Origin of the sequence: Sphingobacterium sp. N143, assembly GCF_030325625.1 — a bacterium.
In the GTDB taxonomy this organism is placed as follows: Bacteria; Bacteroidota; Bacteroidia; order Sphingobacteriales; family Sphingobacteriaceae; genus Sphingobacterium.
The window spans coordinates 124,067-146,108 of the sequence record NZ_JACAIS010000003.1; the positions used below are offsets into that span (position 1 = coordinate 124,067).

Consider the following 22,042-nt stretch of genomic DNA (forward strand, 5'->3'; position numbering starts at 1 on the left):
GCATCATCCTCGAATAATCGCATTAAAATGTAGGTGGTGCTGCGTTTAGATCTGCTTCCAAAAATTCCTCAATCATCGGAACGATCCAGTCCATTCTGTACATCATACCGATATGGGTGGTGCCTGGCAGAATAGCAAGACGTGATTTGGGCAGACCATGAATATCTCCCATTTTCCCACCACCCATGGCCTTAAACAGTGCCACAGCATGTTCGTAGCGTATACCATCTGCATCACCAATCGCCATAAACAAAGGTGCTTTGATATTTTTCACTTCTTTGGACCAGTCATAAGGCTTTAAATCTATATGCATTACTTTTTTCACAAATTCAGGAAAATGGGCTGGGTCATTACCAAGACTGTCATATTGCTTGACGATTTCAGAATCTTTAAACATGTCCGCATTGATGGATGAAAAGCTGGCTTCAACATCAGGCCACCATCCATCATGTGCATAACTGCCAGATAATATCACTAACCTACGCAGCTGCTCAGGATGGCGCACGGCAAACTGAAAAGCAATCCCCCCCCCATACTATAGCCTAAGACATCTGCGCTGTCTATCTTAAGATGTTTCAATAAACCAGATACATCATCCGCCATCCCCTCATAACTGATCTCCCGGTCTATATCTCTGGTACGTCCATGGCCCTGCATTTCTGCAACAATCACTTTCCGTCCGGCAAATAAAGGAATGATATTCGCCCAGTTTAATGGAATGGTCATAAAAGACCCATGCAGCAACACAATAGGCTTTCCTTCACCATATACTTCATAATACATTTTAAGTCCATTTACAGGGGCATAACCTACCTCTGTTGGCTTGGCTTTCTTTGCTGTCAGGGTATCTTCCACTTGACTGGCTTTGTTCGTTTGCTTTTGCACTGACTGCTGACAGGATACCAAGATACCCAAAAGCCCACTCACGATAGCTGTTATTGTTGTCTTCATTTTCATATCGATTTATTTTGTTATTGGTATAAGCAAATATACCGACATCATGCCCCTGCATGCATAGTGGGTATCCGACAATTCAAGGGGGCAATAGCGACAATTCCTTTCAGTTGAAAAGGTTTGAAAGCTTTACCGCTCCATCACGGTCAATGAAAAATAATGTCTACTGACATAAAATATTTCAGGTAAAAAATAGAAATCAGTACAGCCTTATGTAATATTTCCTTAAATTGTCTCCTGTATTTAATAAGACTGGACGGTATGGATATACTAGAATTGGACGCCGCATATTGGGATGAGCGTTATAAAAATCGTCAAACAGGATGGGATATTGGTTACGCCTCCCCGCCTATTATCAACTATGCCGAAGCTTCAATCCCTAAGCATGCCTCCATCTTAATTCCAGGTTGTGGAAATGCCCACGAGGCAAAGGCACTTTTGGCACTCGGCTTCAAGCATATCACCCTATTGGATATCGCGCCAACTTTGGTTGAAAACGTCAGGCAGGAACTGGGTGAGCATGCTCCTATTCAAGTCATCTGCCAGGACTTTTTTCAACATAACCAGCAGTACGATTATATCCTGGAGCAAACTTTCTTCTGCGCATTGCATCCAACACTACGGCAAAAATACGTACAACAGATGGCAGCCCTGCTTCATCCAAATGGCATTCTTGCCGGCCTATTATTCAATAAAGAATTTACACAACAAGGTCCTCCCTTTGGGGGAAACAAGACAATCTATCAGCAGCTCTTCCACAGCGATTTTAATATTTTGCAAATGATCGATTGCCCAAACAGTATCCCCCCAAGACAGGGTAATGAGCTCTTCTTTGCATTAAAAAAGAAATAGCTGGCCCTATTTCCCGGGCATTACCTTATAGGTTGGATCTTCGATGATATTGACGATGGCAATTCCCTCGGCATTTTTGAGTAGCGAACGGCAGTCTTCACTAAGATGCCAGAGCTCTATTTTCTTTTCCTGTGTGGCATAGCGCTCTGTAATTTTATTGAGTGCGTCAACAGCAGACATATCAACTATCCGGCTTTCTTTAAAATCCAAAATCACACGCTCAGGATCTTCCGATACATCAAACTTATCGAGGAAGTTGGCCGTGGACCCAAAAAAAAGAGGGCCATATATTTCGTAATGTTTAACACCATCCGCATCGATATATTTTCTGGCCCGTATGCGTTTTGCATTGTCCCACGCAAAAACAAGTGCTGAGATCACCACACCGACCAATACTGCCAAGGCCAGATTGTGCAGCAATACGGTAATAACCGCAACAAGGATACCAACAAAAATATCCGACTTTGGAAATTTATTGATCACACGAAAGCTCACCCACTGAAAGGTACCGATAGCGACCATCATCATCACACCTACCAGTGCTGCCATCGGAATTTGTTCGATAAAAGGGGCACCGACTAAGATAATCACAAGAATGGTCATGGCTCCGATAAATGAAGATAACCGGGTCCTGGCGCCCGCGTTCAAATTGACCAGCGTCTGTGCGACCATCGCACATCCACCCATACCACCAAAAAAACCGTTGATCGTATTGGCAACACCTTGAGCCATGGATTCACGATTGGCATTTCCCTTGCTGGAGGTAATTTCATCCACCATATTAAGGGTCAATAACGATTCTACCAAACCCACACCAGCCATAACCAAAGAATAGGGAAATATCAACTGCAATGTTTCCATGTTCCAGGGGACATTAGGTATTGTTAAATGTGGTAAAGATCCACTTACAGACGCAATATCCACGACTTTTTTCGTCTCGATACCAAGCCCCGATACCAAACCAAAAACCACCAGAATGGCAACTAATGAAGCAGGTACAGCTTTGGTCAGTCGGGGGAAGCCAATCACGATAAGCATCGTCAATAAAGTCAGCCCCCCCATGATATATAAAGTCGAACCAGACATCCATACCGGTGCTCCCGCTGTATTTGTTTTAAACTGAACGACCTGAGCCATAAAGATGATAATGGCCAAACCATTCAAAAAGCCGTACATAACAGGCTGTGGAATTAGACGCACAAATTTCCCCCACTTAAAAAGACCAACTAAAAATTGAAGGATTCCCGCCAAAACTACCGCCGCAAAAAGATAGGCTATACCATGGCTTGCCGCCAGGGCCATCAGTACAACAACCGTCGCCCCCGCACCCCCTGACACCATCCCTGGTCTTCCTCCCAAAATGGAGGTGACAAGCCCCATTAAAAATGCAGCATAAAGTCCGGTCAATGGAGGTAACCCTGCCAAAATAGCGAATGAAAGCGATTCAGGGATCATAGTCATCGCCACAGTCAGTCCGGCGAATAGCTCGTTTTTAAAATTGACTGATTTTATATTAAAAAACGTATAGGTATTGTTCATTTTAAAAATCACTTGAACAGATGTAAAGTGATGCAAAGGTAATAATCCATAGACGATATCAGCAATAGTTTACATCTTAAAAGAATGTATTGGCCGCATATTTCAGTAACATTTTTATCGACAGGTAAAGAGCATCAGTTTCAACGAAGCCATTGGCGCTGACTGATCACGTTCCCTGTAACAAAAAAGGCTTAACCCTGCGGTTAAGCCTTTTTTGTTAATTCGTCCAGTACTTCTTCAATGCTTCTTTCAGACGTGGGTCATAGCCATAAATATCCGGATAGGAAACCAATTTACCACCATCATCCAACCAAGTGGTATAATAAGTCAGGTACACTGGCATTTGCCTTTTCAGTGTTACCCAACGCGATTTTGAAATCGAGTCCGTTGTAATTTCTTTTGCTATTTTCTCTGCCTGCTTTTCATTATTGACAAGATAGGAAGCTAGCTCAACGGGTTTTTCGACACGCACACAACCATGGCTTACAGCACGATTGGTCTGTCCGAACATATGTTTTGCAGGTGTGTCGTGAAGGTAGATCGAATAAGGGTTGTCAAATAGAAATTTCACGTTCCCTAGGGAATTATCTGAACCGGGATTCTGCTTAAAGCGAAATTTCTCCACCGAATCCGCATTCCAGTTCACCGTTGCCGGATCGACCTGCTTGCCTTTGTAATAGGCCACCATATTACGCGAAGCCAGATAATTGGGATTATTTCTTACGCTGGCCAAAAGTTCTTTCTTAACAATACTACTTGGAATATGCCAGACCGGATTGACTTGCATGGCATCCAGCATACCCTGCATGACCGGTGTTTCATGGTTTTCACCTTTTTTGGAATAGGCTGGATTATCCGTCGCCCCCACACAGACATTCATCAATTGGCTTGTTTTGCCTTCCTCCATGATATGTAAACGCTGTTCAGGAATATTCACAAAGACATACCTCGCTGGAAAAGATTCCCCCATCCAGCGTAATTTTTCAAGCACCATCAATACCTGGCTTCTTTGGATGCTGTTCAAGTCTTCATTTTCCAAAAGCCCCTGAAACTTAACATAGTACTGATTTTTTGGCTGAATAGCCGCCAATGCCGGGCCCATTTTTATGCTATCCAACAGATGCACAACCTTGTCATAATTCATCCGTTTTTGAGGAACAAAGTACCGGCCATACAAACGTTTAGGATTGATCACGCCATATTTCATGCTGCTGACATAAGCAACCAGGCCATCTGACCCCAATAGATCCAGTTTCGCTAAAAGAGGGTAAGCTTCCGCGACATCCTTAGGCTTCAATCTCCGCAGGGAGAACAAGGTTTCCTTGATAGCAGCAGTATGAAAATAACTCGTTCGTATACCATGCTCTTCACTACGCTCAAAGTAACTCAACATCGTATCAATGCTTCCATCAAATAAATGTTCAGCAATTAAAGTCATGCCGGCAGTAGAATCAGACAATTCTTTCATCCAGCTTGGATTATGCAGCTGCGATTTTTGTTTACTATAGATTTCTTTGAAAACATTCACATAAACCGCGGTATCAAATTTCTGATATGATTTATGTTCAAAACCTTTTGCGAGAACATCACCATATGTTGGTGGATTATCCTTACAAGAAAAAAATACAACTGAAACAAACGAAATAAAAACTAAAAAACGTGACATACGACAAATAATGAAAAAGAAATGGCTTCGCAATAATGAAGCCATTTTCTGATACAAAGATAAATAATTCTTATGGTGAAACGAATCTCACTTGTCATCAAATCACTACAGAATCAGTTACTATATTTTTCCAGGAAATCTTCCAGCAGTTCAACCATGTCTGTATTGCCCAGAAAAGCAGCCGAACGCTGGTGTAAAGTTTTTGGTTCGATATCCAAGATCCGTTGATACCCGTTGGAGGCCTTGCCCCCAGCCTGCTCAATGATAAAAGCAATTGGATTACATTCGTACATCAACCTTAATTTTCCATTTGGGTGAGCAGATGTAGTGGGATAAAGGAATATCCCCCCTTTCAATAAATTACGGTGTATATCAGCGACCATAGAACCAATATAACGCGAAGCATATGGACGTTGGGTTGCCAGATCCTCCATCTGGCAGTATTTAATATACTGTTTAACTCCATTTGGAAATTTGGAATAGTTCCCTTCGTTGATCGAATAGATATGACCAGCATCGGGAATTTTCATATCCGGATGTGACAAACAAAACTCACCTATGGATGGATCCAGCGTAAAACCGTTGACGCCTTTTCCCGTGGTATAAACCAGCATGGTAGAGCTTCCATAAATGACATATCCCGCAGCAACTTGTTTGGTCCCGTACTGTAAAATATCATTACTATTGCAGGATACACCTGTTTCAGAAATACGTCGATAAATCGAAAAAATGGTCCCAACAGACACATTCACATCAATATTACTGGAACCATCCAGGGGGTCTATACATACAATATACTTGGCATTCTTCGAAACCCCCGATTGGATATAAACTGGGTTCTCATGTTCTTCAGAAGCAACAACACAACATTCCCCTCCGCTCTGAAGAGCGTTGATAAATTGCTCATCAGCATACACGTCCAACTTCTTCTGTCCTTCGCCCTGCACATTGGTTTGTCCGGCATCACCTAAAATATCAACCAGTCCCGCCTTGTTGACTTCCCTATTGACAATCTTAGCTGCAATTCCGATATCGCGTAAAAGCCTGGACAGCTCTCCTTTGGCATAAGGAAAGTCGGCTTGTTTTTCAATAATAAATTGACCTAGTGTTGTTATACCACTCATAATAAATTGTTTATTGGATATTTGTTGCACAAAGCTAAAAAAGTAAAACAAATTTTAGCAAAATCAATTTCCTGATAAACTAAATTTTAGCAAACTAAATACGCAATCGATTGCGCAATTCGTTAAAAACTTAGTTCTGCTAAAACGATTATCAGGCTAAAAAAAATAATAAAGTACACCAGCAAGTAAATATATTTTAAAGATGTGCAATTAAAAAAAAACCAAAAAATGCTAAGTATTTGGTAATTTTGGCTAAATAAATGAATAGCATGCAACGACTTATACAGCTTATCGAGAAGGAAAAATTAGGTAACCAGCCAATCACACAACATACATTGATCATCGATGACAAACAAATTGTCCATGGCGCCCTTTTCTTGGTAAAAACCGAACGAAAAACGTTTAAAATTATGGTTCCGGCCCCTTTCCATGAAGAACTGCTCAACAAAAAAACAAGCATCCAAATGCTTATCAAACATCCCGAAGCGATGCTGCTCTCTTAGCGTCGCTCTTTGCAAACTTAAGCCGCAATCGATATTCCTGTATTCCGTTGCTAAACAAAATAAGCGTCTACTTTGTTATGCATTATGGTACCCTGCTCATGGTGTATCCACCTGGTTTATCCCATTTGCATGATGAACACAATCTTATCATGAAATATTACAAGAAAACATCATAAATGCATAACATTCACCGGGATATAACCCTTAATTTTATGATACACAAAAACGCTATGCAACACCAATATAAACTTTCCGGAATGTCCTGCGAGGGCTGTAGAACCACCATTGAAAACAAACTAAATGAACAACAGGGCATTCAGGCCAAAGTCAGTCTGGATCCACCACTACTGACAATACTGTCAGAAAAACATATCCCCATACAGCATTTACAGGCAATATTGTCCAAAGCGGGCAATTATCAGCTTAGTGAAATGCACGAAGAGTCTCCTTCAGTCCCCTCTCATCATGGACATGCTCAACAACGCAGCCCAGGCAAATATATCTGTCCAATGCATTGTGAAGGTGAAAAGACATACGATCAGCCCGGTCGCTGTCCGGTATGTGGCATGCACCTCGTTCCTATGGCCGATATTGATCCCAAAAAAAACGAAGCTCACCATCCTGAGCAGACATCAAACAAGCAGCAACATGCCAGTATGGATCACAAGCACATGGATCATAGCCAGCATACAGACAAGCCTGTTCATCAGGCAGAAACTATTGGGGCAGCGCAAAACATGAATGCAAATTCTACAGGAAAGTACTATTGCCCGATGCATTGTGAAGGCGATAAACTTTATGACAAGGCCGGAAACTGCCCGGTCTGTGGGATGAATCTGGAAAAAATCCCGGAGATAAATACAGCCATACAGTACAGCTGTCCCATGCACCCTGAGGTTGTTCAGGACCATCCGGGAAGCTGTCCCATCTGTGGAATGGACCTGGTTCCCATCGCTAGTGGAAACCCTAGGGCGGATGATGATAATTATCGGGATCTCCGCATGAAACTCTGGCTGTCCATTTTGTTCACAGTGCCCATATTTGTGCTTTCCATGGGTGAAATGCTCCCGGGTAACCCAATAGGTAAAATTGTCCCACCGCATTGGTCCGGCTGGATACAACTTATCCTATCCCTCCCCGTTGTATTCTATACCTGCTGGTCATTTTTCCAACGCGGATGGATATCCTTCAAAACCTGGCACCTCAATATGTTCAGCTTAATAGCCCTTGGCGCTGGAGCTGCTTTCATCTACAGTCTGGTAGGCTTATTTTTTCCGCAGATTTTTCCGGAAGACCTAAAAAATCACCATGGCTACATTGCCTTATACTTTGAATCTGTTACAGTAATCTTAACCTTGGTACTCTTGGGACAGGTCATGGAGGCTAAAGCTCATTCCAGAACCAACTCAGCTATTAAAGAACTGATCAAGCTAAGTCCATCCGAGGCCACCCGGGTTGAAAATGGAGTAGACAAAAAAATTGGTATCGAACAGATTCAGATCGGCGATATCTTGAAAGTGAAGCCCGGAGATAAAATTCCAGTAGATGGCCAAATTACCTCAGGCAATACGCATATTGATGAATCCATGCTGACCGGCGAACCGCTTCCTGTGGAAAAACAAGAAGGTGACAATATCAGCTCGGGGACAATCAATGGTGATCGTAGTTTCCTGATGAAAGCAGAACGTATAGGATCCGATACCTTATTGGCCCAAATTATCCAAATGGTAAATGACGCAAGCAGAAGCAAGGCGCCAATCCAACGTCTTACGGATAAAGTTTCTGAAGTATTTGTCCCGATCGTTATAATTATTGCAGTACTGACTTTCTTCGCCTGGTGGTTATGGGGCCCTGCCCCCTCACTAGCCTTTGGATTCGCCAATGCCCTGGCTGTACTTATTGTAGCATGTCCCTGTGCTCTGGGGCTCGCAACGCCAATGTCAGTAATGGTGGGAGTAGGCAAAGGTGCTAAAAATGGTATCCTCATCAAAGATGCCAGTGCATTGGAAAAAATGAATCAAGTAGACGTTATCCTGACCGACAAAACAGGCACCATCACCGAAGGGAAACCAACGGTAGACGAAGTTTATGCTACCCCTTTCAGTAACCACAAGGAGATCTTGTCACTCGCCGCATCATTAAACAACAATAGCACACATCCGCTCGGACATGCCCTAATCGAAAAGGCAAAACAGGAAACAACCCGGCTAGATTATCCGGTTGTTGATTTCGAAAATATTGCCGGCCAGGGTATTCAAGGAAAAATAGACCATCAACTCATTGCCCTCGGCAATCAGTTACTGATGAAATCACTGGCTGTTTCCATACCTGAGGACATACAGACAAAAGTTGAAACAGCTCAATCCAAGGGCAAAACAGTCTCCTACTTATCCAAAGGAAATCAATTACTGGGCTATTTCAGTATTTCGGACCAAATAAAAACCTCCTCCAGACAAGCGATACAATACTTGCTCCAGCGCCAGGTCGACGTCATGATGCTCACAGGCGACAATATGCATACAGCAAAATCTGTTGCTGATCAGGTCGGTATCAAACATTTCAAGGCCAACACCCTGCCTAAAGATAAATTACAGGAAATCCATTCCCTGCAACAAAAAAGCCATACTGTTGCAATGGCAGGCGACGGCATCAATGATGCTCCAGCATTGGCCCAGGCTGACATCGGCATCGCCATGGGAACAGGAACAGATGTCGCCATACAAAGCGCCTCTTTGACTTTACTGAAAGGAGACTTAAGGGGAATTGCTAAAGCTAAAATCCTCAGCCATAAATTGCTCCGTAACATCAAAGAGAATCTAGGTTTTGCATTTATCTATAATATCTTAGGCATCCCCCTGGCTGCAGGTGTGTTATACCCATCATTTGGTATCCTATTATCGCCAATGATCGCAGCAGCAGCCATGAGCTTTAGTTCCGTTTCTGTGATTCTAAATTCCTTACGACTAAACCGGGCTACAATTGATATCGATGATAAATAAACAAAAACCAAACACAGGTGATCGGCAAAAGTAGATATTACCTATATTCGCTGTAAATAATGACAACTTATTTCATGTCGGTATGCGCAATATTCTTTTAATAATTCTATCTGTTATTGTCACGCTCATCTGCGTCAAAAATCAGCAGATTGTCCATCTAAATCTTTTTGTGGAGACCAAAATTACACTATGGAAATTACTGTTAACATTTTTTGTCATAGGAATTATATTTACTTCTCTGCTGAAATTTGGTAGAGGAAGACCACAGGAAGAAAATCCAGCTGATTTTGATCAATTAGAAGAAGAGGAACATGATCCTAAGTCCCGTTTGTCTGATGAAGATCGAGATTTCCTATCGTAGTCATAAAAAATAAATCACTAAAAATGAAGGTTTAAACGATCAAAAGGCATTTTTATCTGCTAAATAGTTGCGAGAAATATAGAATTAGCCTATCTTTGCATCACTTCAAACAAGGAACAATAGTTCAGAAAAAAGAAGGAAGATTCCGTAGCTCAGCTGGTAGAGCAATACACTTTTAATGTATGGGTCCTGGGTTCGAATCCCAGCGGGATCACAAAAGAAAAGCTAATCGAAAGATTGGCTTTTTTTGTTTAACAGCATCCGGATTCGAAAGAAGCGTCGGCCGGGTTCGATCCGATGGAGGCTCAGGGATGTGCGCGGGAGCCATGGGGCTGAGCCAACTATCTCGTTCAGGGATAAGCTGAGGGCATGCGGGACTGAACAATATGCTTAGAGAAAGCACTGGCCGAATATTACCTTTCTGAAATGCCATCCTGTTTTTTTATTGGTTATACCATTAAGATAACAGTAAATTCCTGCAAGGACATATAATCTATAAGAATAATCCACCTATAATCAAATGATTATAGATACAATCTGTATAATTATAAACCTACATTTAACCTACATAATACCTACAACAATGACACATAATCAGGCTGTAATGACCTAAACCTATCTTTTTTTATTTTTCTACTAAGGTTTTCAGGTTAGGCTGCGTATCTATCTTAAATTATAAACTATGCGGCTCACAGATGATATCAAACCCCTGATTTTAAAATTCATTCAAGAAAGTTTATCTGCGGATGAACAGGACACCTTAAGATCATGGTTGGATGAATCGGCCGAACATCGGGCCTTTGTTGATGACCTGCTGCAAAAAGAAGAATTGATGCGGGATTTACAGCATTGGATCTCACTGCAAGAATCCGATACTACAGATTGGTCAGATCGGCTAAAGTCCAGGACACTCACAGCAATCCATGCGCAGGAAAAGCCAGGTTACATCAGGAAAATCAAAAGGCTCCTACCCTATGCTGCCGCATGCTGTATTGCCCTTTCCGGCCTGACTTATATGCTCGTCAAAAAACAGCGCTCCGCACCCCAAAACCTGATTGCTTTACAGGATATCGAAGTGCCGTCCAATCAGGTCGAAATAAGGCTTTCGAATGGAAAAGTAATTCAAGTATCAAGCGAAAAAGGAGGCCTGATATCTGCTGACGGTTTACGTTATGCCGATGGTACTATGATACAATCAACTGCCTCCCAATCGGATCTGACAGCAACAATACATACGCCCGCGGGCACTATACTTCCGATTACATTGGCAGATGGGTCAGAGGTTACGCTCAATGCAAAAACAACCTTGAAGTATCCGCTGCACTTTGCAAATAACGAACGACGTGTTGAAATTGAAGGTGAGGTATTTTTCAAAATCGCTAAAAACAAAGAAGTCCCATTTCGTGTAAAATCCAGGGATCAATTGATCGAAGTCACCGGAACAGCATTCAATGTGAACACCCGTACAGCTAAGAACAGCAGTCAGACAACACTTGTCGAAGGCGCGATCAATTTGTCGGCCAACGGAAAGAAACTACGGCTCAAGCCCAATCAGCAAGCTAATTTAGCTGCTGGTCAATTGTCTCAAAAAACCGTTGATCCGTACAATTACATAGCCTGGCTTGACAATAAATTCTATTTCAATGAGACAGAGCTCAGTACTGCTCTACAGCTTATTGGACAATGGTACGATCTACAAATTGTGTATAAGCACCCCGTAAAAGAGACCCTTTTATATGGAGAGATCCAGCGTACCAGAAGCCTTGCCGCCGTACTCAAAATATTGGAACGTAGCAATATCAAATTCGAATTGATCCAGGAAAATGGTATACGCAAGCTCTACGTTTCTAACTAACCTATTATCGATAACCAATTAAAAAAAATAACGATGAGAAAACCAACTTGACAAAACAAGGTGAGAGACTAAAAAAGCCGAATAATGCTGCTAACATTAATCGGCCATATCTTAGCGATCTCCATCTTTGACCGATTGACCCAATCAGTTTAGTAATAGATTATATCCCTAATTCAACAAATTTATGAATTTTAAATTTCTTGTTCATAGAAATCGACTCACTATGAACATACCAAAGCAATGGAAAACCAAAATGAAGCTTAGTGCCTTTTTCACCCTTGCATGTGTTGTCAAGCTTTCTGCAGCTAGTTACGCACAATCCATCACTATTAACGCCAAAAAGATGTCCTTGGTGCAGGTCTTGCGTAGCATCCAAAAACAGAGTGGCGTCCCTTTTCTATTGAACGGCAAAGAACTTGCTGAAATAAAAATCGAAGCTCAGGTCCGCAATATGCCCTTGGAAAAAGCTATCCAGGTGCTTTTAAAAGATCAACCTGTACAATGGAGCTTCAAGGACAATATGCTTGTCGTGACCACATCAAAAACAAACTATCCAACCTATGATCTTCCAAACAACTACGCGCTAATTCAGCAAACCCGGACAATAAAAGGAAATGTTCGTGATAACAAAGGTACAGTTCTTCAAGGGGCGACAATACTGGTAAAAGGCACAACAAAAGCGACAACCACGGACGCTAACGGAAATTTTCAGATCGAAGCCAACAACAATGCAGTACTGGTGGTTAAAATGATCGGTTATCAAGCCAAAGAAATCTCCTCAGCCAACCAACTTTACCTGAACATCGCGTTAAGTCAACATATTGATGCCTTGGAAGAAGTCGTTGTCGTTGGTTACGGAACCACAAAAAAGAAAGAATTAATTGGCTCTGTTTCTCAGGTGGATGGAAAACAATTGGCAAAACGGAGTGTACCGCAGCTTGCCCAAGCACTCACAGGTCAGATGCCCGGTGTGACAGTCATCCAGCGATCTGGTCAGCCAGGGGCTGCCAACAATACCATACAAATCCGAGGTGTTGGATCCTTTGGCGCCAATACTGATGCACTGATCTTAGTCGACGGAATACCGACGAGTTCTTTTAACGATATTGATCCGAATGACGTTGCTTCGATCTCCGTCTTAAAGGATGCCTCCTCGGCCGCAATATACGGTGCCAGAGCTGCAAATGGTGTTATTTTAGTGACCACCAAAACTGGTGCGGCGGGAGGAAAATTAACTGTAAACTACAATGGTTATTACGGTATCCAAAAACCTACAGCCTTTCCAGAATTTGTGAATTCCTGGGAGTATGCAGCACTGCTAAACGAAACTACGAGTGGTGGCGGGGGTTACACGCCAGAAGAGATTCAGAAATTTAAAGATGGATCGGATCCGGACAACTACCCTAATGCCAATTACATGGCTAGCTCCTTTAAATCCCAAACTGCACAAACGGGGCATAATTTAAATATATCCAATACGACAGATAAAATTCAATATACATTATCTGCTGGTTACCTGAACCAAAAAGGGATTGTCATCAAAAACAATTTTGACAAGTACAATGTTCGGCTCAACCTTGTTTCAAACCTAAACGACAAGCTCAAGTTGACAACGCGGGTATCTGCTATTCAAACTGATACCGATGAACCAGCAGCGCCTGCGACACTGGATTTTTCCCGTATGACCGATATTATCTCTCAGGTAATACGCTATCCCGCGATTTATCCCATCCGCCTCGGCAATGGCGACTGGGGCCCCGGAAATAATCTAAAAGGGACACCGGTATCCTTTCTGGAAAGCGCATCTTTCTATAAAGAAAAAGTATCCAATATGTCCGGAAATGCACGGCTCGACTGGAAACCGATAACCGACCTTACCCTCTCCGCTATTGGAGGTTATACACAGACCAACGGACGCACCAAACTTTTTAGAGCATCTCAGCGCATCAACAGCAGCATTACATTGGGACCTTCCAGCCTGAATCAAACAGCCCCTTATGATACCTATAAAACTTTTCAGGCTTTAGCAGATTATACGAAGACAACCGGGGAGCATTCATTCAAAGTACTGGGTGGTTATTCTTTCGAAAAAGGGTATAGCGAAGGGCTCAGCGCTTATCGGCAAAATTTTCCGGGCAATGATCTTACCGAGTTAAATGTAGGTTCGCCAGACGGGCAACAGAACACAGGCACAGCCGCTGAGTGGGCACTGGAATCACTATTTGCACGCGTACAATATAATTACGCAAAAAAATATCTTGTCGAGGGTGTTGTTCGATATGACGGATCCTCCCGTTTTCCAACAGATAAAAAATACGCTACTTTCCCTTCAATAGCATTAGGTTGGTTGCTGAGCGAAGAATCGTTTATAAAGGACCATTATAGTTGGATCGATGAATTGAAAATCAAAGGTTCTTACGGTATCCTTGGAAATCAGAATATTGGAAATTACCCGTACCAAAATATTTTAAATACAGGTTATAATTATCCGTTTGGAAATGCAATCTCCCCGGGAGTCGCGCGGACAACCATCGTCGATCCTACCCTGCGCTGGGAATCCACCCGAACAGCTGATGCGGGCCTTGAAATTGCTTTATTCAAAAATTTGCTTACTTTCAGCGGCACATACTACAATCGCTATACTTATGATATTCTGGTAAGCCCAAGTTCAAGTGTCTCCAACGTCCTTGGATTTGATGTTGGTTTACAAAATTCGGGAAAACTTAGGAACACCGGTTGGGAATTTACACTGGGACACCAAAAGAAACTAAACGATTTTTCTTACAATGTAAACCTGAATTTCTCAACCCTTAGGAATAGAGTTATCGATTTGGGCGTCGGAAATATCAACCAGCCCAATGGACTAGTCGGCAATGGCTCGTCCCTATTTATTGGCTACCCAATTCAGGCTTACTACGGCTATCAAGTGGACGGTCTATTTATCGATGCCGCCGATATAGCCAATTGGGCCAATCAAACAAGCATCAACCCCAAGCCACAGCCCGGTGATATCCGTTACAAAGATATCAGCGGCCCCGACGGAATACCTGATGGCAAGGTAGACGCGACATATGACCGAAGCGTTATTGGATCACGCATCCCCAAATATACATACGGCATGAACATCGGAATTAACTATAAGGGATTTGATCTTGGCGTACTGCTCCAAGGAGTGAGCGGTGTAAAGGGTTTATTGGACAATTACGCTGGATTTGCACTGACACAGAACGGCAATATTCAACGCTGGCAGGCAGATGGCCGATGGACCGCAGCCAATCCGGATCGAAATGCCATATACCCAAGAATTGAACAGTTACCAAATACTGGGACTCCAAATACCTTGCTATCGGATTATTGGTTATTGGATGCAAGCTATTTACGGCTAAAGAATTTGCAATTGGGCTACGCCATTCCTAAGGGCATCCTTACTAAATGGAAATTGTCTGGCCTGCGGATCTACGCAAATGCAGAGAACCTATTTACGGCAAGCAATTACCGGAAAGGTTGGGATCCTGAAATCAATTCAAGTGGAGCCTACTACCCGATTATGCGCAACTTCACATTCGGCGTTAATCTTAGTTTCTAACCAATCAATACAAAAACATGATACGTATAACATATAAACATATAAAACTGGCTTTATGCATTGTTTTCGCATCTAGCCTAACCACCAGCTGCAAAAAACAGCTGGAGACCAATCCATTGGATAAGTTTGCAAACGAAACTTTTTGGACAAACGAAACCAATGCTAGGTTGGCGCTGACCGGCCTATACAAAGCTGAAATCCAGATGAACTCCCTCGCCGAATTCAGTCCCACAGATTGGTGGTCCTACAGCGGTCTTCTTTACCTGGAATTTGCTTCGGACAATGCCTACGATCGACGTGGAGATAATTCTGTTTTCAATAAGCTATCCGACGGCACGTTAACGAGTAACAACGGTATACTAGGTAATTATTGGACTCTATCCTATAAGAGAATTGCCCGAGCGAATTTCTTTCTTGAAAATATTGATAAAGCACCAATTTCAGCAGACCTTCTAACCCGGTTTAAAGCCGAAGCCCGGTTTATTCGTGCCTGCCAATACTTCTACCTATCGCAATACTGGGGCGATGCTCCTTTGGTGACAAAAACCTTGACACCCAATGAGGCGAATCAGGTTTCTAAAGCAAAAAAACAGGAATTGGTTACTTTTGTTGAACGCGAATTGACAGAAGCCGCAAACGACCTTCCTAGCTATGGTACATTAACAGCTGCTGAAAGGGGCCGCGCGAGCAAACAGGCGGCACTTGCTTTTCTGGGACGAATCCAACTGTCAGAAAAATCCTACGCCGAGGCCATCAAAAGCTACGAGCAGATCATCAATGCCAATGAAAACAGTATAGATCCCAATTATGCAGGTCTTTTTAACGGGGGGAATGAATCCAGTAAAGAGATAATTTTTGCCACACAGTACTTAGTTGATCTTGCAGGAAACGGTATGTTTCAGCATAATTTCCCGGCAATTGCGGGCGGCTGGCACTTACATTGTCCACTGGGTAGCCTTGTAGAAAGCTATGGCTTCAGCGACGGAACGGCTTTTTCCTACGATGATGCGCGCTATGATGCACAAAACATCAGCGAAAACCGTGATCCAAGACTGGGGTTCACCGTGATCACAAATGGCGATCGCTTCAAAAATTTAAAATATACCACGCACCCCGACTCCACATTGTCTATCGATCAGCTGACCACAACAAAACAGGCGACACGTACAGGCTACGGTTTACGCAAGTTTAATGACGAAGGTTTTAGCGGGAATTTACAGAACTCTGGCGCCGATGTTCCCATTGTCCGCTATGCAGAGGTGTTACTCAGCTACCTCGAAGCCAAACTCGAAAATGGAGATCCCATTACCAGCGACCTCTTGGACAAAACAATTAATACAGTCAGGCGACGTAGCAGTGTCAATATGCCTGCCGTTAATGTACAAAGCACCGCAGCTTTACGCGCAACGCTACGCAATGAAAGACGCGTTGAACTCGCATTGGAGGGCCTTCGCTATTGGGACCTATTGCGCTGGGGCATCGCAAAAGAGGTGCTTAAAGGTGATTTTTATGGTGCTCCTTTTCCAAATGCCAAGAATATCCGGATAAAAACAGGGGGGCAAAAAGATGCCTATAGCCGCTGGTATGTTACCACGAAGTCCTTTAGGGCCGGACAAGATGAGCACTGGCCAGTTCCACAGAGCGAAATAAATATCAATCCAAATTTAAAATAGTATATTGGGTACTGTCGACATCCGACAATACCTTTTAAATATCCGTCTATAACACGTTATAAAATGAAAAAGACCTTATCCCTTTCCATCCTACTTTCTGCAGGCCTGGTGATTATGCTGCCAAAGGCTTCTCTTTCTCAAAAAATAAGCAAACCTAATGTGATCTATATCTATGCAGACGACCTTGGTTTTGGAGATCTAAGCAGTTATGGTGCACAGCAAATCGAGACCCCAAACTTGGATAAGTTAGCCAAGAGTGGTACACGATTTACCAATGCGCATAGTTCTTCAGCGACTTGTACGCCTTCACGTTTTGCCCTGATGACCGGCACTTACCCCTGGCGTCAGGACGGGACTGGCGTCCTTCCCGGAGATGCCAAGCTGATCGTTCCAACGGATAAAATCACCCTGCCCAAAGTTTTTAAAAACGCGGGTTACACAACGGCCATCGTTGGCAAATGGCACATGGGGCTTGGTAACCAGGTAAAAAAAGACTGGAATGCAGCCATCAAACCAGGCCCGAATGATGTTGGTTTTGACTATTCTTTTATCTTTCCCGCCACTGCAGATCGCGTACCGACTGTATTTCTTGAAAATGGTCAGGTGATGGCTGCCGAAGCCAGTGATCCGATTCTGGTGGACTATGACAAAAAAGTTGGCAACGATCCCACGGGTAAGGAACATCCCGAATTACTCAAAATGCAATCCTCACCCGGACAAGGGCACAATCAGACCATTGTCAACGGAATTGGACGAATTGGTTATATGAGCGGAGGAAAACGTGCCAGATGGGTAGATGAAGAAGTATCCACCACATTTCTCCATAAAGCCCAAGATTTTATTTCACAGCATCAGGATAAACCTTTTTTTCTGTATTTCTGCCTAACAGAACCTCATGTACCACGTATGCCCGCCACACAGTTTAAAGGCAAAAGTAAACTGGGCTATCGCGGTGATGCCATTCTACAGCTTGATTGGACCGTCGGACAGATTCAGCAACAGCTCCAGTTATTGGGCCTCGACAAGAATACCATTGTTATTTTCAGCAGCGACAATGGCCCTGTACTTGATGATGGTTATGTGGATGGAGCGGTTGCCCAGCAAAATGGGCATCAAGCCGCTGGTCCACTCAGGGGTGGTAAATACAGTATTTTCGAAGGCGGAACACGGGTTCCATTTATTGTCAGTGGACAGGGTGTAGCCCAGGGAAAAGTTTCCGATGCACTGATCAGTCAGATCGACCTGCTCGCGACAAGTGCTCAGCTTGTCGGTGTCAACCTCCGCCCTGGTGAAGCAAAAGATAGCGAACCCCTTTTAAAAGCGTTGACCGGACAGGAGAATAAAGGTCGGGCCTCCATGGTTCAACATGCATATACCCTGGCTATTGTAAAGGACAACTGGAAATATATCGCGCCGAGTAAGGGCACCCCCTACATGAAGTTGACGGACACGGAGACCGGAAACCTGCCCGAAGATCAGTTGTATGATCTCAAAAATGATATTGGAGAGAAAAACAATGTCGCCGACCGATATCCTGAAAAAGTGGCCGAACTCAAGCAATTATTAGAAGCAGAACGTAAAAAATGAAAAGAATAACCGCACTTATCCTCATCCTCTTTGGATGGGGATACCTTTTTGCTCAGCAAAATTTTCCTGCGGGTCAAAAAGGACATGCTAAAAAACTCCCCAATATCATCTTTTTCTATGCGGATGATTTGGGTTATGCCGAGACTGAACCCTATGGGCAGCAACTCATCAAAACACCCAACCTACAAAAATTGGCACGGGAAGGGCTCCGTTTTATCAATCATTATACAAGTACACCCGTATGTGCCCCCGCACGTTGTATGCTTCTGACGGGTAAACATGCCGGGCAATCCTATATCCGGGGGAACTATGAACTGGGCGGTTTTGCGGATAGCTTGGAAGGCGGACAGATGCCACTGCCCGAAGGAACCTATACCATGGCACATATGTTCAAAAAAGCAGGTTATCGTACAGCTGCCATCGGAAAATGGGGTCTTGGGATGTACAACTCCACAGGAAGTCCAAACAAACAGGGCTTTGATTATTTCTTTGGCTACCTGGACCAGAAACAGGCGCACAATTATTATCCAAGTCACCTTTGGGAAAATGAAGAAAAATATCCCCTCCAAAACAAAGAAAAATTTGTCCATACACCACTCGATTCTACCCTAGCCACGGCAAAAGATTTTGAACAATTTGGTGGTCAGCAATATGCTCCGGAGCTCATGACGGAAAAGGCCCTCGCCTTTATCGATAAGAACCAGCATACCCCTTTTTTCTTATATCTTCCCTATACACTGCCTCATTTGTCCTTGCAGGTACCACAACCCTATATAGACCAGTATAAAGACCTTTTTGGTGACCGCCCCTATTATGGGCAGGATGGCTATACAGCAACCACACATCCCCGGGCCACTTACGCCGGTATGATTACCTACCTCGATGAGCAGGTCGGAAAAATCATGGCGCACATTAAATCATTGGGAATGGATGAAAACACCATCGTTCTCTTTTCAAGCGATAACGGGACCGGTTTTAATGGCGGAATAGACTATCGGTTCTTTAACAGTGTTGACTCACTCCGAGGGTTAAAGATGGACGTGTTTGAAGGTGGCATCAAAGTTCCACTGATCGTCAGATGGCCCAGACAGATCAAAGCCAATACTGAAACAGATCTTATCTCCGCACAGTATGACCTGATGGCAACCTTTGCCCAACTGATCCAACAGGATCCTGGAAATACCAATGGCCTTTCTTTGCTCCCTACCTGGCTAGGTCAAAAAGATCAAAAAAAACATCAGTACCTCTATTTCGAATATCCTGAAAAAGGTGGACAAGTTGCCATACGTAAAGGGCAGTGGAAAGCTGTCAAGCTTGGTCTGAAAAAAAATCCCAAAGCAGCATGGCAGCTGTACGACCTGGCGGCCGATCCTTGGGAGCAGGAAAACCTTGCGGACAAGCACCCGCAATTATTAAAGCACTTTGATGACATTGTCACGGTGGAACATAGGCCTGCCCATATTCAAGAATGGGAAATAATAGACAATAAGATGCAAAAAAAGTAACACGATATTCTATCTTTGTAATTGGATGCGAAAAAACTTGGCCTGTTGTTCTAAAAAGCACAACAAGCCAAGTTTTTTATGTAATTTAGTTGTGAGAATCCGTATTGGGAGTCTGACACTGCCATCTACCTATTAGAATGACAGCAAATACCGGTAACCAACAGCATGCTTCAGATAGATCTGCATATTAGCGCATTAAAAGAAGGGAATGAAACAGCTTTATGCTTCTTTATGGATCATTTTGGCCATGCACTCCGTTATTTTGCTTTTTCCTACCTCCGAAGTAAAACCGATGCTGAAGAAATTGTATCCGATATATTTATTAAATTATGGAACAATAGGCAGAAAGTTGAAAGCTATGAAAGCCTCAAAGCATTTCTCTATATTGCGACAAAGAATGCCTGTATTGACCTGAAAAGGTCTACCCGCTTCAAAATGCAGACCGAAGAACTGGATATTCTTCAACACATGTCTATTGCCGAAGATGATATTCTCAAAAAAATATTCCGTACCGAACTGACCGAATTACTGCTCTCCGAAATCAATATGCTGCCCAAACAACAAGCAGCAATATGCAAACTAAGCTTCTTAGAGGGACGGACCACTGCCGAAATCTGCGAAACCCTGAATACAAGTCCTTCCAATATCTATTATGCACGCTCCAAAGCCCTTCTTGCTTTAAAAGAACGATTCAAGTCAAAGAATTTTGAATACCTTTTTTTGATTTCAATGGCAGCACTACAGCTGTTCAAACCCTAATCTATTTAGACGAACGGAAAAGGTAAAATAAAAAACCTCATTACCAAATAGTTACCGAAGATATATAAAAGAAATACGTTTAATAAAAAAAAGCTTAGCATACGGTCGGGCGACCTGCTAAGCTTTTATAAATACCTCTTTGTAAGAGGCAATCAACCTAAACCTATGACAAAGATAGTGCTTCAAATGAAATAAACAAAAATTTTGTCATATTTTTTTTCAACTCCCATAAATTTGTTTTAACACTAGGATCACAGAAAGAATAGTAAGTGTACAATATACACTACAATCTTTTTGCAATTTTTACAGTCGGGTTTCTAAAATTACTCTGCCAGCATAGTTCCAAACACAGTATTTAACCAACACATTACTTATATTGATATCAAAATTTACTGTCATACCGGCGTATAATTTATATAAGGAAAAGAGGGTTTACTTTTATAATTTAGTACCTTTGGGCTAATCAAAATTTTAACACCATGTTTACTGGAATCATAGAAACTTTAGGGAAAATAGAAGATATTGAATTTGAAAAAAGCAACATCCATTTTTATGTAAGTTCCCCTATTTCGAATGAGCTGAAAATAGATCAAAGTGTAAGCCATAATGGTGTATGTTTGACAGTTGTTGGTCTGAACGATCATATTCACAAGGTAACAGCTATTGATGAAACCTTACAAAAGACCAATCTCGCTCAATTAAAAATCGGTGATTTGGTTAACCTAGAGCGTTGTACATTGGCAGGTGGAAGATTTGACGGACATATTGTGCAGGGCCATGTGGATCAGACGGCCATCTGCGTCCAAAAGAAAGATGAAAATGGAAGTTATGTTTTTACATTTCAATACGACTCCTCCAAACAGAATATCACAGTTGAAAAAGGATCCATTACAGTGAATGGAATAAGCTTGACCGTGGTGGATTCACAGGATGATCAATTTTCCGTAGCAATCATTCCATACACACTTGAACACACCAATCTCCAACAGGTCGAAGTAGGTACAACGGTCAACCTAGAATTTGATATCATTGGCAAATACGTCACAAAAATTATGGCTATGAGAGCTTAATATAGTAAA

The 22,042-nt window shown here is 42.7% G+C and carries 16 protein-coding genes and 1 tRNA gene; 12 read left to right on the forward strand and 5 right to left on the reverse strand.

Features of this window, described 5'->3' with window-relative positions:
- Window positions 1-22: 22 nt before the first annotated feature.
- Together HX021_RS06855 and HX021_RS06860 are read right to left on the reverse strand one after the other, a co-directional pair.
- Window positions 23-505 carry an alpha/beta fold hydrolase gene (locus HX021_RS06855; protein ID WP_286589409.1) on the reverse strand — a complete coding sequence of 161 codons (483 nt, stop codon included), beginning with the start codon at window positions 503-505 and terminating at the stop codon, window positions 23-25.
- Entirely contained in the window at window positions 475-951 is a 477-nt protein-coding gene (locus tag HX021_RS06860; RefSeq protein ID WP_286589410.1) for an alpha/beta fold hydrolase, read from the reverse strand. Before HX021_RS06860 ends, HX021_RS06855 begins: the two co-directional genes overlap by 31 nt.
- A 264-nt stretch (window positions 952-1,215) precedes the next feature.
- Between HX021_RS06860 and HX021_RS06865 the strand changes: the two genes are divergently transcribed.
- Complete coding sequence (locus tag HX021_RS06865) at window positions 1,216-1,806, forward strand: methyltransferase (protein ID WP_286589411.1); 591 nt, start codon at window positions 1,216-1,218, stop codon at window positions 1,804-1,806.
- Window positions 1,807-1,812: 6 nt separating this feature from the next.
- Here HX021_RS06865 and HX021_RS06870 read toward each other — a convergent pair whose 3' ends face one another.
- From HX021_RS06870 to fbp, 3 genes are all read right to left on the reverse strand, one after another.
- Window positions 1,813-3,345, reverse strand: coding sequence for a SulP family inorganic anion transporter (locus HX021_RS06870; protein ID WP_286589412.1), 1,533 nt, complete (start codon window positions 3,343-3,345; stop codon window positions 1,813-1,815).
- Between the two features lie 217 nt (window positions 3,346-3,562).
- Window positions 3,563-5,011, reverse strand: coding sequence for a L,D-transpeptidase family protein (locus tag HX021_RS06875; RefSeq protein ID WP_286589413.1), 1,449 nt, complete (start codon window positions 5,009-5,011; stop codon window positions 3,563-3,565).
- Window positions 5,012-5,124: 113 nt separating this feature from the next.
- Window positions 5,125-6,135: a class 1 fructose-bisphosphatase gene (gene fbp, locus HX021_RS06880; protein ID WP_286589414.1), complete on the reverse strand. Its 1,011-nt coding sequence runs from the start codon at window positions 6,133-6,135 to the stop codon at window positions 5,125-5,127.
- A gap of 269 nt (window positions 6,136-6,404) precedes the next feature.
- Here fbp and HX021_RS06885 point away from each other — a divergent pair, with 269 nt between their 5' ends.
- The 11 genes from HX021_RS06885 (at window position 6,405) to HX021_RS06935 (ending at window position 22,033) form a co-directional block, all read left to right on the forward strand.
- Window positions 6,405-6,638, forward strand: coding sequence for a hypothetical protein (locus HX021_RS06885; RefSeq protein WP_286589415.1), 234 nt, complete (start codon window positions 6,405-6,407; stop codon window positions 6,636-6,638).
- A gap of 212 nt (window positions 6,639-6,850) precedes the next feature.
- Window positions 6,851-9,637 (forward strand): heavy metal translocating P-type ATPase, encoded by a 2,787-nt coding sequence (locus HX021_RS06890; protein ID WP_286589416.1) that lies wholly within the window; start codon window positions 6,851-6,853, stop codon window positions 9,635-9,637.
- Window positions 9,638-9,719: 82 nt separating this feature from the next.
- Window positions 9,720-9,998, forward strand: a complete 279-nt coding sequence (locus HX021_RS06895) for a hypothetical protein (RefSeq protein WP_286589417.1) — start codon at window positions 9,720-9,722, stop codon at window positions 9,996-9,998.
- A gap of 141 nt (window positions 9,999-10,139) precedes the next feature.
- A tRNA-Lys gene (locus tag HX021_RS06900) sits at window positions 10,140-10,212 on the forward strand.
- Window positions 10,213-10,680: 468 nt separating this feature from the next.
- Window positions 10,681-11,853, forward strand: coding sequence for a FecR family protein (locus HX021_RS06905; RefSeq protein WP_286589418.1), 1,173 nt, complete (start codon window positions 10,681-10,683; stop codon window positions 11,851-11,853).
- A 223-nt stretch (window positions 11,854-12,076) separates the two neighbouring features.
- Complete coding sequence (locus tag HX021_RS06910; protein ID WP_286589419.1) at window positions 12,077-15,439, forward strand: SusC/RagA family TonB-linked outer membrane protein; 3,363 nt, start codon at window positions 12,077-12,079, stop codon at window positions 15,437-15,439.
- A 17-nt stretch (window positions 15,440-15,456) separates the two neighbouring features.
- Window positions 15,457-17,112, forward strand: coding sequence for a RagB/SusD family nutrient uptake outer membrane protein (locus HX021_RS06915; protein ID WP_286589420.1), 1,656 nt, complete (start codon window positions 15,457-15,459; stop codon window positions 17,110-17,112).
- A gap of 63 nt (window positions 17,113-17,175) precedes the next feature.
- Window positions 17,176-18,699 carry a sulfatase family protein gene (locus tag HX021_RS06920; RefSeq protein ID WP_286589421.1) on the forward strand — a complete coding sequence of 508 codons (1,524 nt, stop codon included), beginning with the start codon at window positions 17,176-17,178 and terminating at the stop codon, window positions 18,697-18,699.
- The gene (locus HX021_RS06925; protein WP_286589422.1) at window positions 18,696-20,204 is read left to right on the forward strand and encodes an arylsulfatase; all 1,509 of its coding nucleotides are present in this window, start codon (window positions 18,696-18,698) and stop codon (window positions 20,202-20,204) included. The genes HX021_RS06920 and HX021_RS06925 overlap by 4 nt, the downstream gene beginning before the upstream one ends.
- A gap of 165 nt (window positions 20,205-20,369) precedes the next feature.
- Entirely contained in the window at window positions 20,370-20,963 is a 594-nt protein-coding gene (locus tag HX021_RS06930) for an RNA polymerase sigma factor (RefSeq protein ID WP_286589423.1), read from the forward strand.
- A gap of 479 nt (window positions 20,964-21,442) precedes the next feature.
- Complete coding sequence (locus HX021_RS06935) at window positions 21,443-22,033, forward strand: riboflavin synthase (RefSeq protein ID WP_286589424.1); 591 nt, start codon at window positions 21,443-21,445, stop codon at window positions 22,031-22,033.
- Window positions 22,034-22,042: the final 9 nt, after the last annotated feature.